At 48.5% G+C, this 15,275-nt stretch carries 14 protein-coding genes and 1 riboswitch; all 14 genes read right to left on the reverse strand.

What is annotated here, in order from left to right; translation table 11 throughout:
* Positions 1-21: 21 nt before the first annotated feature.
* Positions 22-1,560 (reverse strand): bifunctional phosphoribosylaminoimidazolecarboxamide formyltransferase/IMP cyclohydrolase, encoded by a 1,539-nt coding sequence (purH, locus tag K8O68_RS09105; protein ID WP_230896579.1) that lies wholly within the window; start codon positions 1,558-1,560, stop codon positions 22-24.
* Position 1,561: 1 nt separating this feature from the next.
* Positions 1,562-2,143, reverse strand: a complete 582-nt coding sequence (gene purN / locus K8O68_RS09110; protein ID WP_230896580.1) for a phosphoribosylglycinamide formyltransferase — start codon at positions 2,141-2,143, stop codon at positions 1,562-1,564.
* On the reverse strand, positions 2,140-3,174 hold the full coding sequence (gene purM / locus K8O68_RS09115; RefSeq protein ID WP_230896581.1) for a phosphoribosylformylglycinamidine cyclo-ligase: 1,035 nt from the start codon (positions 3,172-3,174) through the stop codon (positions 2,140-2,142). Before purM ends, purN begins: the two co-directional genes overlap by 4 nt.
* 1 nt (position 3,175) lies before the next feature.
* Entirely contained in the window at positions 3,176-4,600 is a 1,425-nt protein-coding gene (gene purF, locus K8O68_RS09120) for an amidophosphoribosyltransferase (RefSeq protein WP_230896582.1), read from the reverse strand.
* Positions 4,576-6,807 carry a phosphoribosylformylglycinamidine synthase subunit PurL gene (gene purL / locus K8O68_RS09125; protein WP_230896583.1) on the reverse strand — a complete coding sequence of 744 codons (2,232 nt, stop codon included), beginning with the start codon at positions 6,805-6,807 and terminating at the stop codon, positions 4,576-4,578. The genes purF and purL overlap by 25 nt, the downstream gene beginning before the upstream one ends.
* Positions 6,791-7,474 (reverse strand): phosphoribosylformylglycinamidine synthase subunit PurQ, encoded by a 684-nt coding sequence (gene purQ / locus K8O68_RS09130; protein WP_230896584.1) that lies wholly within the window; start codon positions 7,472-7,474, stop codon positions 6,791-6,793. The genes purL and purQ overlap by 17 nt, the downstream gene beginning before the upstream one ends.
* A complete protein-coding gene (gene purS, locus K8O68_RS09135; protein WP_230896608.1) occupies positions 7,471-7,725 on the reverse strand; it encodes a phosphoribosylformylglycinamidine synthase subunit PurS in 255 nt (84 codons plus the stop codon). Before purS ends, purQ begins: the two co-directional genes overlap by 4 nt.
* On the reverse strand, positions 7,725-8,441 hold the full coding sequence (purC, locus tag K8O68_RS09140) for a phosphoribosylaminoimidazolesuccinocarboxamide synthase (RefSeq protein WP_230896585.1): 717 nt from the start codon (positions 8,439-8,441) through the stop codon (positions 7,725-7,727). The genes purS and purC overlap by 1 nt, the downstream gene beginning before the upstream one ends.
* Positions 8,442-8,550: 109 nt before the next feature.
* On the reverse strand, positions 8,551-9,846 hold the full coding sequence (gene purB / locus K8O68_RS09145) for an adenylosuccinate lyase (RefSeq protein ID WP_230896586.1): 1,296 nt from the start codon (positions 9,844-9,846) through the stop codon (positions 8,551-8,553).
* Positions 9,847-9,864: 18 nt separating this feature from the next.
* Positions 9,865-10,998, reverse strand: a complete 1,134-nt coding sequence (gene purK / locus K8O68_RS09150) for a 5-(carboxyamino)imidazole ribonucleotide synthase (protein ID WP_230896587.1) — start codon at positions 10,996-10,998, stop codon at positions 9,865-9,867.
* Complete coding sequence (gene purE / locus K8O68_RS09155) at positions 10,995-11,480, reverse strand: 5-(carboxyamino)imidazole ribonucleotide mutase (RefSeq protein ID WP_230896588.1); 486 nt, start codon at positions 11,478-11,480, stop codon at positions 10,995-10,997. The genes purK and purE overlap by 4 nt, the downstream gene beginning before the upstream one ends.
* 198 nt (positions 11,481-11,678) lie before the next feature.
* A riboswitch (purine riboswitch) is annotated at positions 11,679-11,780 on the reverse strand.
* Positions 11,781-12,164: 384 nt separating this feature from the next.
* The gene (locus tag K8O68_RS09160) at positions 12,165-12,368 is read right to left on the reverse strand and encodes an NETI motif-containing protein (protein ID WP_230896589.1); all 204 of its coding nucleotides are present in this window, start codon (positions 12,366-12,368) and stop codon (positions 12,165-12,167) included.
* A gap of 4 nt (positions 12,369-12,372) precedes the next feature.
* The gene (locus K8O68_RS09165) at positions 12,373-12,912 is read right to left on the reverse strand and encodes a DUF2179 domain-containing protein (protein ID WP_230896590.1); all 540 of its coding nucleotides are present in this window, start codon (positions 12,910-12,912) and stop codon (positions 12,373-12,375) included.
* A 296-nt stretch (positions 12,913-13,208) separates the two neighbouring features.
* On the reverse strand, positions 13,209-15,251 hold the full coding sequence (locus K8O68_RS09170; protein ID WP_230896591.1) for an ATP-dependent Clp protease ATP-binding subunit: 2,043 nt from the start codon (positions 15,249-15,251) through the stop codon (positions 13,209-13,211).
* Between the last annotated feature and the right edge of the window lie 24 nt (positions 15,252-15,275).

Genomic DNA, 15,275 nt, shown 5'->3' on the forward strand with positions numbered 1-15,275 from the left:
TCCCATACCGCTTTCCCCCTCTTAATGCTTAAAGTGACGGACGCCGGTGAATACCATGGCAATACCGTACTCATTGGCCATATCAATGGATTCCTGATCCCGCTTCGAACCGCCAGGCTGGATAATACAGCGAATGCCGGCTTTCCCTGCCGCTTCTACTGTATCGCTCATAGGAAAGAATGCATCTGAAGCCATAACTGATCCTTCAGCTTTTTCACCAGCTTGTTCAATAGCGATTTTAGCTGCGCCGACACGGTTCATCTGTCCTGCACCGACACCGATTGTCATATCATCTTTGGCCAGCACAATGGCATTCGATTTCACATGTTTGACTACTTTCCAGGCCATCTTGATCTGCTCAAGCTCTAGGTCGGAAGGCTTGCGGTCTGTCGGAATAGTCACTTCCACATCTTCATAGCTGAGCGTGTCCGTTTCCTGCATAAGCGCCCCGCCTGAAACAGTGGTAATACGCTGCTCAGAAGGCTGGTTCGACGACAGGTTCACGGTTAACAGACGCAGGTTTTTCTTTTCAGTAAGGACAGCCAGAGCCTCTTTAGAAAAACTCGGCGCGATAATGATTTCAAGGAAAATCTCCTTCATTTTTAAAGCTGTCTCTTTGTCTACCTCGCGGTTACAAGCGATAATACCGCCAAAAATGGAGGTGGAATCCGCTTCGTACGCTTTTATAAACGCATCATAAATCGTTTCCCCGATGCCTACCCCGCACGGATTCATATGTTTAATTGCCGCTACTGCCGGTCCGTTAAAATCACGGATAACCGCGAGAGCCGCATCCGCATCGTTAATATTGTTGTAGGAAAGCTCTTTCCCGTGAAGCTGTTCAGCCCGGGAAATAGAGACCGGATTTCCTAATGGACGTTCGTAAAACGCAGCGAGCTGGTGCGGGTTTTCTCCGTAACGGAGCATCTGCTTCCGGTTGTATGTAACAGTCAGCTTTTCCGGAGCATCTTCCCCTGTATGCTTCGTTAGATACTCTCCTATCAAGGCGTCGTAAGCAGCTGTGTGACGAAACGCTTTAGCTGCCAGCTTACGTTTCCGTTCAACAGTCAGTTCACCATCGAAATCTTTCAGCTCCTGCAGAACGGCCGGGTAATCTTCCGCATCTACAATGACAGCAACGTCCTGATGATTTTTAGCGGCTGAACGGATCATTGACGGTCCGCCGATATCAATATTTTCGATAGCATCATCAAATGTGGCATCCGGATTTTCAACCGTTGCCTGGAACGGGTATAAGTTAACGATCACAAAATCGATCAGGCCGATGCCCTGCTCGTTAAGGGCTGACATATGTTCCTCATTCTCCCTCACGCCAAGAAGGCCTCCATGAATAGCCGGGTGCAAAGTTTTAACCCTTCCATCCATCATTTCAGGAAAACCGGTGACTTCTTCAATGCCGATCACGCTGATGCCTGCTTCTTCAAGAGCCCGTTTTGTGCCCCCGGTGGAAATCACTTCAACCCCCATGGCATCCAGTTCTTCAATGAACGGGACGATGCCCTGCTTATCTGATACACTTACTAATGCTCGTTTCTTCAATTTATCTCACACTCCTCTGCCGTTCTTCGATCACAGTCTGGATCGTTTTTGGATACAAAGCGTGCTCTACTTTCTGAATCTTCCGCTGCACATCTTCTTTCGTATCCGTCTCTTCTATTCTAACAGGTTCCTGGGCAATAATAGGACCTGTATCCATTCCTTCATCCACAAAATGGATCGTGACCCCGGAAATTTTAACACGGGCGTCAAACGCCTGGCCAATGGCATCAAGTCCTGGAAATGCCGGAAGAAGTGAGGGATGAATGTTGATAATACGCCCTTCATATTCTTTCAGCAGCGTCCTTCCCACCAGCCTCATATAACCTGCCAGTACCAGAAGCTCAATGCCGCGGGCCCGGAGTTCTTTTAAAATCGCTTCTTCAAACGCCGCTTTCCCATCAAAGTTTTTCGGCGAAAATGAGAAGACCGGAATACCTGCTGCGGCTGCCCGCTGTTCAGCAAATGCCCCAGGTTTATCGCACACGAGAAGTGACACAGAGGCATCGAGGCTTCCTTTCGTACATGCGTCAAGGATCGCCTGAAAATTACTTCCGCTCCCTGACGCAAAGACTGCTATCTTCATATGTTCAACGCTCCTTTAAACTGCACACCTTCACCTTGAACGACAGTCCCGATCGTCACCGGCTTCTCTCCTTCTGCTTTCAGTCTTTCCATAACCCCGGATACGTCTGATTTCTTTACTGCCATGACGAGGCCGATCCCCATATTAAACGTCGCGAGCATATCTTCATCAGTGAGATTTCCTTTTTCTTTCAGCCATTTGAAAACACCAGGGACATCCCAGCTGTCCAGGCTGATATCAGCCCCGAGCCCGTCTCCGAGCATACGCGGCACATTTTCCACAAGGCCTCCGCCGGTAATGTGGGCGGCTGCCCGAACTGCTTCTCCGCCTACGAAAGGCTTTAATGCTTTGACATAAATCCTCGTAGGAGTAAGGAACAGTTCCCCTAATGACTGGCCCCGCTCATCTTTATCGGCCCATGACAGACCCGCGTCATTGACAATTTTCCTGACTAATGAAAAGCCGTTACTGTGGACACCGCTCGCAGGAAGGCCAATCAGCACATCTCCTTCTGCTGTCCGCTCCGGCCCCCATAATTCAGACTTTTCTGCAGCGCCTACGACAAATCCGGCTACATCATATTCATTGGCGTCATACAGCCCCGGCATTTCCGCCGTTTCCCCGCCTACAAGCGCACACCCTGACTGCCTGCAGCCGTCTGCCACACCTGAAACAATCTGCTCCACCTGAACCGGATCATTTTTTCCGAGTGCCAGATAATCGAGGAAAAATAACGGTGCCGCGCCCTGGACAATGATGTCATTGACACACATAGCCACTGCATCTACCCCGATGGTGTCATGCTTATTTATCTCCTGGGCAATCATCAGCTTCGTACCGACGCCGTCCGTTCCTGAAACGAGCACCGGTTCTTTTAAGTTCAGCAAGGATAAATCGAACAAGCCTCCAAAGCCCCCCAGTCCGCCTATGACTTCCGGACGCATTGTGGATGCCACATGCTTTTTCATACGGCGGACCCCTTCGTAGCCTGCTTCGATATTTACACCAGCCGATTCATATGCTTTCGACACGTTATTTGCCCCCTAACACTTTATCGTAAGGATGATCTGTTTCCGGAAAAATTTCAGTCGGATACTGGCCTGTAAAACAGGCAAGGCACTGCCCGCAGTTTTCCATGACTGCCGGTCTTCCAATCCCGGTCATCAGACCGTCCACACTTAAATAAGACAGTGAGTCAGCTCCCATTTCGTCGCATATCTCCTGCTCAGTCTTGGACGAAGCGATCAACTCGCCTTTCGTCGAAGTATCAATCCCGTAAAAACACGGATTGACGATCGGCGGTGAACTGATACGCACATGGACTTCTTTTGCCCCTGCTTCACGAAGCAGCTTGACGATCCGGCGGGCTGTCGTCCCGCGTACAATCGAATCATCGATCATAACGACCCGTTTACCTTCCACAACCCCTCTGACGGCAGACAGTTTCATTTTCACTCCCTGTTCACGGAGCGCCTGTGAGGGCTGGATGAACGTCCTTCCGACATACCTGTTTTTTATGAGTCCAAGCTCATACGGAATCCCTGACTCTTCTGCAAAACCGATGGCGGCAGAAATACTCGAATCCGGCACTCCTGTCACCACGTCCGCCTCAACCGGCGACTCGATGGCCAGCTGTTTGCCGAGATTTTTCCGGGCAGCATGAACGTTAATTTCTTCCAGGTTGCTGTCAGGACGGGCAAAATAGACATACTCCATCGAGCAGATCGTCCGTTTCGTTGACGGGGAAAAAGCTTCAATATGGAGCCCCTCATCATCGATCGTAATCAGTTCACCCGGCTGTACCTCTCTAACAAACTCGGCGCCGACGATATCAAAGGCGCACGTTTCCGAGGACACGACATAAGCGTCGCCCAGCTTTCCGATTGACAGTGGACGGAGCCCGTTCGGATCAAGCGCCACCATCATAAAATCTTCTACAAGAACAGCCAGGGCGTAGGCCCCTTTCACCATTGTCAGCGCATTTTTCACAGAATCTCTGATACTCGGATACCCACTCCGCTTAATAAGATGGGCAATGACCTCTGTATCTGACGTGGTTTGGAAAATGCTCCCCTGGTATTCAAGCTGGCGTTTCAGCGCTGACGCATTAACCAGATTTCCATTATGGGCAAGAGCAAGACTGCCCGTCTGCGAATTGAACTGGAGCGGCTGGCAGTTAATAAAGTCGCTTCCCCCTGCTGTCGTGTAACGGACGTGGCCAATCGCTCCCGACCCCGTCAGCCCGTCCAGAATGTCCGGGTTAAATACCTCATTGACCAGGCCCATCCCCTTATGGATTTTCAGTTTTTCCCGGTCGGTAACAACGATCCCCGCACCTTCCTGGCCGCGGTGCTGCAAACTGTGAAGGCCGTAATACGTAATATGGGACGCCTCCTCATGCCCCCACACACCGAAAACGCCGCACTCCTCATTTAATCCTTTGATTTCAGGTAACATGAAATGGCACCTCTCCAAGCGTCCTCCAACGGCTGGACGCGTTCATTAATCAGGGCCGCACCCTGTTTATCTGTCACACGAATCTCCGCAGCATCTGTCACCGTACCAATCGCTTGCGCTTCAGGAATAAGCGCCTCAAACGCTGCCTTGTTCTCTTTTTTCACTGTTAAAATATAGCGTGACGGTGATTCACTGAAGAAAGCAGACAGCACATCGGCGTCCGGGATGGTTACCTCAGCACCGAACGGCGTTCCAAACGCCTTTTCAGCCAGCGCAACAAGGAATCCGCCTTCTGACAAATCGTGGGCCGACTGTACGCTGCCGGACTGGATCGCTTTCAGTACGTCCTGCTGGCGCTGCTTCTCCGTTTCAAGATCAATAACCGGGGACGGACCGAAAATCCTGCCTTCAGTCATTTTCTGAAGCTCACTTCCGGAAAACTCCGGCTTCGCTTCACCGAGCAGATAAATGATGTCCCCCGCCTGGCGGAAAGACTGTTTCGTAATATGGTCCAGCTCATGGATGAGACCGACCATGCCGATAACAGGAGTCGGGTAAACCGCTCCTTTTGCTGTTTCGTTATATAAGGATACATTTCCCCCGATGACTGGTGTGGCGAGCGCTTCACACGCTTCGCTGAGTCCATCGGTTGATTTTTCAAGCTGCCAGAAGATTTCCGGTTTTTCAGGGCTTCCGTAATTGAGGCAGTCGGTGACGCCTAACGGTTCTGCTCCGGAACAAACAAGGTTTCTCGCTGCTTCTGCCACGGCAAGTTTTCCGCCCTCATACGGGTCGAGATAGATATAGCGGGAATTACAGTCTGTCGTCATAGCCAGAGCTTTCTTCGTATCACGGATTCTGAGCACAGCCGCATCCGATCCAGGAGCGACGACCGTGTTCGTTCTCACCATATAATCGTATTGTTCATAAACCCATTCTTTACTGGCAATCGTCGGCTGGCGGAGAAGGTCTTTCAATGTGCCGGCATAGTCTGCCACTTCCGGACGGTAGTCCGCCTGGCTCTGGAATTCCTGGAAATAAGCCGGCTCTTTTGACGGCTGATGGTAGACCGGTGCTTCTTCAGCCAACGCGTCAACAGGGACATCGGCCACTGTGTCTCCTTGGTGGATCAGTTTTAGTCGGTGGTCATCTGTTACTTGTCCAACAACCTTTGCCATAAGGCCCCACTTTTCAAACAGGCTGATGAATTCCTGCTCGCTCCCTTTCTCAACTACAAGAAGCATGCGCTCCTGTGATTCAGAAAGCATCATTTCATAAGGCGTCATCGCTTTCTCACGCTGGGGAACGGCATCAAGGTTCATTTCAATTCCTGAGCCTGCTTTACTCGCCATTTCTGCCGAAGAAGATGTCAGACCGGCTGCTCCCATATCCTGAATGCCTACAAGTTTCGGATGTTTCGTTGCTTCAAGGCATGCTTCTACAAGAAGTTTTTCCATAAACGGATCTCCGACCTGAACGGCCGGCCGCTTTGATTCGGACTCTTCGCTCAGTTCCTCGGACGCGAATGTCGCTCCGTGGATCCCGTCCCTGCCTGTACTTGCTCCAACGTATATAACCGGGTTACCGACGCCTTTCGCCTGGCCTTTCTGAATATCTTTATGGTCAATAAGGCCGACACACATTGCGTTTACGAGGGGATTCCCTTCATAGCAAGGGTCAAACTGCACTTCGCCTCCGACAGTCGGAATACCGATACAGTTTCCGTAACCTGCAATGCCTGATACGACGCCTTCAAAAATATATTTCACGCGCGGATTTTTAAGTTCGCCGAAGCGGAGGGAATTCAGTAAAGCAACAGGCCTCGCGCCCATGGAGAAGACATCACGGATAATGCCGCCTACCCCGGTCGCCGCTCCTTCATAAGGTTCTATTGCCGACGGATGGTTATGGCTTTCAATCTTAAAAACGACTGCCTGCTCATCGCCGATATCTATGATTCCGGCTCCTTCACCAGGCCCCTGCAGGACTTTGTCTCCTGTGACAGGGAACTTTTTCAGAAGCACTTTGGAATTTTTATAGCTGCAATGTTCTGACCACATAACAGAGAACAGCCCCAGCTCGGTATAGTTCGGCAGCCTGCCGAGAATGTCTTCTATCATTTGAAATTCTTTATCGCTGACACCCATCTCCCGGTACACTTTCTCATCTTTAATCATCTGGGGCGACGGTTCATGAAGTAATTGCATGCTGTTCCCTCCAATACTTAACGATCGATTGAAATAGTTTTAAGCCGTCTGCGGATCCGAGTAAATCATCCACCGCCCGCTCGGGATGCGGCATCATGCCCAGTACATTTCCGTTTTCATTCGTAATGCCGGCAATATTGGCGACTGACCCGTTTATATCATCTTTATAAGTAAACACAATCTGGTTGTTGTCCTTAAGCGTCTTAAGGGTGGCTTCATCACAATAATAATTGCCATCCCCGTGAGCTACCGGTATAGTGATCGTTTCCTCATCTGCATAGCCTGTTGTAAACATGGTGGATTTATTTTTAATTTCCAGCTCCGTCTGTTTACAGATAAATGTCAGTTTGGCGTTCCGGCGCATTGCTCCCGGCAGGAGGCCTGCTTCAAGCAGCACCTGGAAACCGTTGCACACACCGAGAACCGGCTTTCCTTCCGCTGCCGCTTTTTCAACAGCTTTCATGATTGGAGAAAAACGGGCAATCGCTCCTGAGCGGAGATAATCACCATAAGAGAACCCTCCAGGAAGCAGTACCGCGTCAAATCCTTCCAGACTCGTTTCGTCGTGCCAGACGTATGCCGCTTCTTCACCGAGTTCATCTTTAACCGCATGGTACATATCTAAATCACAGTTGGAGCCCGGAAATACGATGACTGCAAACTTCATGAAGAGACAACCTCCTCTGTTTCATAGGTGTAATCTTCAATGACTGGATTAGCAAGAAGTTTATCGCACATCTCTTTTACTTGCGCATCGATCGTGTCTTCTTCCGCCTCAATGCGGAGAGTCATGACTTTCCCTATTCTGACCTCTTCCACCCCTTCATAGCCAAGGTGATGGAGTGAATTTTTTACGGCTGAACCTTGAGGATCCAGAACCCCTTCTTTTAACGTTACATAAACTTTAACTTCATACATCATTGTGTTTGTCCCCCTAGTCTCGAAAAAATAGTTTCATAGCCCTCCTGCAAATTGCCTTGCTGGAAACGGAATAAATCTTTATCAAATGATTCACCTGTTTTTTTGTCCCAAAGCCGGCACGTATCCGGAGAAATCTCGTCGGCCAGCAGCACATTGCCTGACGCATCGCGTCCGAATTCAAGTTTAAAGTCGATCAGCTGAACGTCGATGCTATTAAAAATATCAATCAGCTGTTCATTGACAGCCAATGCTTTCTCTTTCATCGACTGCACTTCGTCTTCTGAGGCGAGCTTTAACGCCTGAATGTGTTCCTCATTCATAAGAGGGTCGCCCAGCTCATCGTCTTTGTAGTAAAACTCCACAATCGGCTTGTCAAAAGCCTGCCCTCTTTGGAATCCGAGACGCTTGACAAGACTGCCCGCAGCCACGTTTCTGACTACCACTTCTACAGGAATGATCGTCACTTTGCGGATCAGCTGTTCAGTCTCCGACAGACGCTCGATAAAATGGCTTTTAATTCCTTTTTTAGCCAGCGAAGAAAAAATCAGAGAACTGATCTCGTTGTTCAGGCGCCCTTTTCCTTTTAAGACATCTTTCTTTTCTCCGTTAAATGCTGTCGCATCATCTTTGTACGCCACCCAAAGCACGCCGGGTTTGTCCGTTTCATAAATGCGTTTCGCTTTTCCTTCATATAAACATGCTTTCTTTTCCACGGTGAAACGCCTCCTGTGTATTTGAAAATTGGCAATTTTCTTTATTCTGAAGGTGCAGATCGCACCATTTTTCAGCAGTACCTGCCGGATGGCAGGCACCGCTGTTTATTTAATTTAACCCTAACCGTTCGAAAATCGTATCGACATGTTTTAAATGGTGCTGATAATCAAAGCAGTCGTCCAGTTCTTCTGACGATAGATGAGCTGTAATGCGCTCGTCTTCTTCAACCAGGCTTCTGAACTGAACCGCTCTTTCCCAGGCTTCCATTGCTTTCGGCTGCACAAGATCGTATGCCTCTTCACGGGCCATACCTTTGTCAATCAATGACAATAACACCCGCTGGGAGTAAATAAGTCCGTAAGTTCTGGACATGTTGCGTTTCATATTATCAGGGAACACCGTTAAATTTTTCACGATATTGCCGAATCTGTTCAGCATATAATTCAGGGCAATCGTCGCATCAGGAAGAATAATCCGTTCCGCTGATGAATGGGAGATATCCCGTTCATGCCAGAGAGCCACATTTTCATAGGCTGTCATGACGTGGCCGCGAAGTACTCTGGCAAGCCCTGTCATATTCTCCGATCCGATCGGATTTCGTTTATGAGGCATCGCAGAAGATCCTTTCTGCCCCTTTGCAAAAAATTCTTCCACTTCGCGTGTCTCGCTCTTTTGGAGACCGCGGATTTCAACAGCCATTTTCTCAATGGACGAGGCAATTAACGAAAGCGTCGCAACATAATGAGCGTGCCGGTCACGCTGAAGGGTCTGGGTGGAAATCGGTGACGCTTCAAGGCCAAGTCCTTCACAGACATGCTTTTCAACTGATGGATCAATATTCGCATACGTACCCACGGCCCCAGATAGCTTTCCTACCCGTACTGTTTCAGCAGCCTGACGGAAACGCTCCAGGTTACGGTTCATTTCTTCATACCAGAGGGCCAGCTTTAACCCGAATGTGGTCGGCTCAGCATGAACGCCGTGTGTCCGCCCCATCATGACAGTCGATTTATGCTCAACCGCTTTGTCTTTTAAGATATCGATAAAGTTAAGAATGTCTTTTTCCAGAATCTCATTCGCCTGCTTCAATAAGTAAGAGAGCGCGGTATCCACAACGTCAGTGGACGTAAGCCCGTAGTGCACCCATTTCCGCTCTTCCCCGAGCGACTCAGATACAGCGCGTGTAAATGCCACAACATCGTGCCGGGTCTCAGCTTCAATTTCATGTATTCTCTCCACATCGAATGCCGCGTTTTCACGGATTTTCTCCACGTCCGCTTTAGGGATGTCTCCCAGTTCCGCCCATGCTTCACAGGCGAGAATTTCCACTTCAAGCCATGCTTGGAAGCGGTTGTTTTCAGTCCAGATGGCACCCATTTCAGGGCGCGTATAACGTTCAATCATCCAAATGCCTCCTAAGTATTAATCCTTTTTCCAGATGTGTGACTGGTCGATCTTTTTAAGTGTTTCTTCAAGATTATTTGTTAAAAAGTTAATGTGACCCATTTTACGGCCGGGACGCGCTTCTTTTTTTCCGTAGAGATGCAGGTGCCCGTCCGGAAGGCCAGTCAGACCGTTCACAACATCCGGGACGTGTTCCCCTAATATATTAACCATGATGACCGGTTTCAGTAAATCAGTTTTTCCAAGCGGCCAGCCGCAGACAGCACGGATATGCTGCTGAAACTGGGATGTTTCACACGCGTTAATCGTATAGTGGCCCGAATTATGTGGCCTTGGCGCCAGTTCATTGACATAAATTTTCCCATTTTCAGCGACAAACATTTCAACGGCCAAAGTGCCGATGAGATTAAACGATTCGGCCAGACGGGTAGCGATTTGCGTCGCTTCTTCCTCCACTTCAGCAGAAATCCGGGCTGGCACAATGGACTTGTGAAGAATGTTATTGACATGAATGTTTTCTGCGACTGGAAATGTTGTCATTTCTCCTTTAGTGCTGCGGGTTACGATGACAGAGATTTCTTTTTCAAACGGAATCCACGCTTCCAGGACAAACGGCCCTTTGCCATCCAGCTCGTCCCACGCCTCAGACAAACCTTCTTCCGTGCGGATGACTTTCTGGCCTTTACCGTCGTAACCGCCCCGCGTCGTTTTCAAAACGACAGGAAAACCTAATGAACCAGCTGCTTCTTTTAGTTCACTGACTGTTTCAACTTCCCTGTAAGGCACCACCGGCACATTAAAGGAACGGATCGCCTTTTTCTCATGGGACCGGTCCTGGGCAATGGCGAGAAGGTCGCTCCCCTGGGGCAAATACATTTGCTGTTCCAGCCATGTGGCTGTTTCAGAATCAATATTTTCAAATTCATAAGTAAGCACGTCACAAATCTGTGCCAGCTTTTCAGCGCCTTTTAAGTCGTCATAGGCTGCTTCTACCTGTTCGTCAGCGACCTGGCCGCATGGTGAATCAGGTGCCGGCTCAAGGACAGCAATACGGTAGCCCATTTCTCTGGCAGACAGAGCCATCATACGGCCAAGCTGGCCGCCGCCGAGAATTCCGATCGTTTTTCCTGGTTCAATCCAGTCGCTTCTCATATTAACTCTCCTTGCTGTGTGACTTCATGGCGCTTTTTTTCCCGCCTTAATTCAAGGTTCTCCTGCAGTTTCGCGTCATGGACGGCCAGCTGCTGGGTAGCGAGAAGAGCCGCATTAATGGCGCCTGCTTTCCCTATAGCTACCGTGGCCACCGGAACGCCTGCCGGCATCTGGACAATCGACAGAAGGGAATCCATTCCTGAGAGGGCTTTAGACTGAACCGGCACACCGATCACAGGAATCGTTGTTTTTGCTGCTACCATTCCCGGCAGGTGAGCTGCCCCGCCCGCTCCTGCGATGATGACTTCGAGTCCCCGCTCTCTCGCTGTTTCCGCGTACTCAAACATAAGATCAGGTGTACGGTGGGCCGAAACTACTTTGGTCTCCAGCGGTACACCAAGCTCCTTTAACGTTTCTACCGTATGTTTCATTGTCTCCCAATCAGATGTGGATCCCATGATAACGCCTACTTTTACAGTCATATAAGTACCTCCGAATCTATTTATATATGAAAAAAACGCATCTTATTGTCCATTCATGAGAGTGAGGGACAATAAGACACGTCTGGGATGATTGTACAATGTCAGATGACCGCACAATAAAAAGTGCGCATCACAGCAGGAGTCCAGTGCCAGCCAGTTCGTTTGCATTCTGCGGGCATCTGTCCTCTTATCACGTACATTTGTGTCCATCTCCCTCATAGTCCGCCGATTTACGGTCAGCAGGTAGAAACTTTCAGGCCGTATCCCTGATATTATATGAGGCAATGTCATTTTGTTGGTGGTTTAATCATACCAACAGCCGGCTAGTGAGTCAACCTAATTTCGAACAATTACTATTTTTAACTGATGATCGTTCGGAATTTGGAGCGGGTATGTGTTTTTTGAGGAGGGACATTCCTTATTTGAAGGAAGAAATGGAGTGGTTGGCCGATTGGGGGATGGTTTCGCTGATTAAATCGGATTTTCGCTGATAGAATCGATTTTTCGCTGATTGAACCCAGTTTTCCGCTGATAGGGCTCAACTATTCCCCCTCATTTAATAAAACCCCGCGCCTCCATGGCCGGGGTTTCACATAAACACTATCATAACCACTAATTCCACACATAAATAAGGAGATTTTCCTTAAAAACAACCGCATCAGCTCCCCGAAGGGCTGCCTTTCCCTATTCCACAGGTTTTCCTTCAAAGACGATGCGCTGCCGGGCGACTTCCACGTCCATTTTTCCATTGCGCTTTACTTCCTTTAATACCGGTTCTTCCATCCGTCGAACCGGCATGTAGCCTTCTTTTACCATTCGCGACAGGCAGTCATCGATTGTTTCATTTTCTTCTACATAAAAGCGTTGTTTCTTCTTTTTTGCTGCCATAAAACTAACGTTTCACTCCTTTTAGCCAGAAGCCTCCAAAAAATGCTTTCGTATCATGGGAGATAATAAAAGCGTTCGGATCGAGTGCCTTTACCTTTTGATAAAGCTTCCCTTCCGAACGGCGGGATGTCAGTATTTCCATCATCAGCCGTTCGCCTTCCCGTCCGTATGCGACCCAGTTAGTGACGCCATACCCTTCGTCACGAAGACGGTTCGGAATATCTGGTTCATATTCTTTCGTTATCACATTAACTGTAATATACCCTAATGCCAGTTTTTCTTCAATCTTCATACCTACCAGTACTCCTATGGCGTAACCGACAGCGTATGCAATAATATTTTCCACCCTGTCAAGATTGTCCAGGACGATGCCAAGGCCGATGATGTAAATGATTATTTCAACTATGCTCGTCAGGGCCGCCGCATACCGCTGACCTTTCAGTGTCAAAATCATTCTTACGGTAAAAAGTGTGACATAAACAATATTGATAATAAGAATAATACCAATCATTCCAAGGACCTGATTTAAGATCGTCTGAAGCATCCGCCCATCCTCCTGAAAAAAGCATTATAAGGCATAAAAAGCTGTATAACACCTTTTAATAAGTTTATATATAATAAACAGATCGTTATCTTCATTTAACGTCCGTTTCCTGCTATTTTAATTTCTTTTTGTAAAAATAGATATCAAATTTTTTCCAAAAATAATGCTAAAAAATGACAACTTCCAACTCCTAGTTATTGCATGACATGCTGCAGCCAGTGCTGAGAAAAGCAAAAAAAAGCCCTCATAAGGCTCAATTGCGAGCTTTATGAGGGATCTGGAAAGTCTTTTCCTATTTAATTTACAGCAGTAACATGAATGGCGCTGTCCTTTATATCCACTTTACAGCTGCTGATATCTTCGCTGTCCATGATCAGGTCAACAATCTTGTCTTCCACTTGTTCCTGAATTGTCCGGCGGAGCGGCCGGGCTCCGTATTTCGGATCATGGCCCAGTTCTGCTAATTTTTCAACCGCTGCCTCTGTCACTGTTAATTCAATTCCCTGCTCCTTGCTGTGCTCAGTGACTTCTTTAAGCATTAGCCTGGTGATCGCAATCAGGTCTTCTTTGCCGAGTGCATCGAACTCGACGACCCGGTCAATCCGGTTCATGAATTCCGGTTTAAAGTAAGCTTCCAGCGGCTTAGCATTTGTAGTCATTACCAGAATCGTCTCTTTAAAGCTCACTGTACGCCCCTGGCTGTCGGTGAGTCTCCCATCTTCCAGTACCTGCAGGAACATGTGCTGGACATCCGGATGGGCTTTTTCCATTTCATCAAGCAGAAGAATGGAGTACGGGCGCCGGCGAACCTGTTCTGTTAATTGCCCTGCTTCTTCGTGCCCCACATACCCCGGTGGAGACCCGATAAGTTTGGACACACTGTGCTTTTCCATAAATTCACTCATATCGAGCCGAACCATTGCCTCTCTGTCTCCGAATAACTCTTCTGCAAGTGCCCGGGTCAACTCTGTTTTTCCGACACCTGTCTGGCCGTGGAACATAAAAGAGGCCATCGGGCGCCCTTCTCTTCGGAAACCTGCCCTTCCGCGGCGGACTGCTTTAGCGACCGCGGAGACTGCTTCTTTTTGTCCAACCACGCGTTCTTCGAGGTTTTGCTGGAGATTCTGAAGCTTTTCCTGTTCAGCCTGCTCAAGCTTTTGAACAGGAATACCGGTTTTCTGTTCAATGATTTCCTGGATGTCCGATACGTGAACGACAAGATCAGTATCAGCTGCTTTTTCAAGTTTTTCCTGAAGCTGCAGTTCTTCCTGGCGGAGTTTGGCTGCCTTCTCGTAATTTTCTTTTTCAGCAGCCTCCTGCTTTTCCTTTTCAATTGTCTTAAGCCGGGCTTCAAGTTCGTCTTTATTTCCTGTGCCTTCCCGTAAATTGATTTTGGCTCCGGCGATATCCATTAAATCAATCGCTTTATCCGGCAGCCTGCGGTCCTGGATATACCTGTGGGACAGCCGGGCACACGCCTCAAGCACTTCTTCAGGGTAAGTGACCCCGTGATAAGCTTCGTATTTGGGCGCGAGCCCTTTTAAAATTGCCACCATGTCTTCTACTTTAGGTTCTTTCACATCTACCGGTTCAAAACGGCGCTCCAGCGCTGAATCTTTTTCGATAATGCGGTATTCCTTATACGTTGTGGCACCGATGACCTGAATCTGGCCTCCGGCAAGCGCCGGTTTTAGAATATTTCCTGCATCCGTTGAGCCTTCTGTTTTCCCGGCTCCCACCAGTTGGTGGATTTCATCGATAAACAAAATAATATCCGGGTCTTCCTCAAGCTCGCTTACGAGCTGTTTCATTTTTTCCTCAAACTGGCCGCGGTAGCTCGTGCCTGACAATAGAGAAGCCACATCAAGGGAAATGAGCTTTTTGCCTTGCAGCTTTGCCGGCACCTCTCCTTCATTAATTTTAATAGCCAGCCCTTCCGCGATCGCTGTTTTTCCTACTCCCGGTTCACCGGTTAAAACAGGGTTATTTTTGTTTCTCCGGTTAAGAATTTCTGCTACTTGGTTAATTTCCTTTTCCCGGCCAATAACCGGGTCGATTAACCCTTTTTTAGCCTGGGCGGTCAAATCCCTGCCGTAAGTCTCCAGGATGCTTTCCTTTTGATCTTTCTGCGGCTGCTGAATGGAGCATGAGCCTGCCTGCCCCTCGTTCTGCCCCTGTGAAAAAGACTGAAACGAAGGATTGTTTTGAGATGTTTTGTTTGCCTGCCTGCTTAATGCTTCATAACAGACTGAGCAAAGCTGAGCGGACTGTTCCTGTCCGTTTACATTGACGCGCCAAAAGATTGTCGCCTCTCTCTCCTGACATTGCTGACATTTCATTTTATAAACGCCTCCTTTTAATTA

Origin of the sequence: Salipaludibacillus sp. CUR1, from assembly GCF_021028955.1 — a bacterium.
In the GTDB taxonomy this organism is placed as follows: domain Bacteria; phylum Bacillota; class Bacilli; order Bacillales; family Salisediminibacteriaceae; genus Salipaludibacillus.

Excerpts from the sequence above, each read along its gene's own strand:
- K8O68_RS09170 (WP_230896591.1), bottom strand. The coding sequence starts at position 15,251 with ATGAAATGTCAGCAATGTCAGGAGAGAGAGGCGACAATCTTTTGGCGC.
- purQ (WP_230896584.1), bottom strand. The coding sequence starts at position 7,474 with ATGAAGTTTGCAGTCATCGTATTTCCGGGCTCCAACTGTGATTTAGAT.
- purS (WP_230896608.1), bottom strand. The coding sequence starts at position 7,725 with ATGTATGAAGTTAAAGTTTATGTAACGTTAAAAGAAGGGGTTCTGGAT.
- purK (WP_230896587.1), bottom strand. The coding sequence starts at position 10,998 with ATGAGAAGCGACTGGATTGAACCAGGAAAAACGATCGGAATTCTCGGC.
- purF (WP_230896582.1), bottom strand. The coding sequence starts at position 4,600 with ATGTTACCTGAAATCAAAGGATTAAATGAGGAGTGCGGCGTTTTCGGT.
- K8O68_RS09160 (WP_230896589.1), bottom strand. The coding sequence starts at position 12,368 with ATGGCAGCAAAAAAGAAGAAACAACGCTTTTATGTAGAAGAAAATGAA.
- purN (WP_230896580.1), bottom strand. The coding sequence starts at position 2,143 with ATGAAGATAGCAGTCTTTGCGTCAGGGAGCGGAAGTAATTTTCAGGCG.
- purE (WP_230896588.1), bottom strand. The coding sequence starts at position 11,480 with ATGACTGTAAAAGTAGGCGTTATCATGGGATCCACATCTGATTGGGAG.
- K8O68_RS09165 (WP_230896590.1), bottom strand. The coding sequence starts at position 12,912 with ATGCTTCAGACGATCTTAAATCAGGTCCTTGGAATGATTGGTATTATT.
- purB (WP_230896586.1), bottom strand. The coding sequence starts at position 9,846 with ATGATTGAACGTTATACGCGCCCTGAAATGGGTGCCATCTGGACTGAA.
- purL (WP_230896583.1), bottom strand. The coding sequence starts at position 6,807 with ATGCAATTACTTCATGAACCGTCGCCCCAGATGATTAAAGATGAGAAA.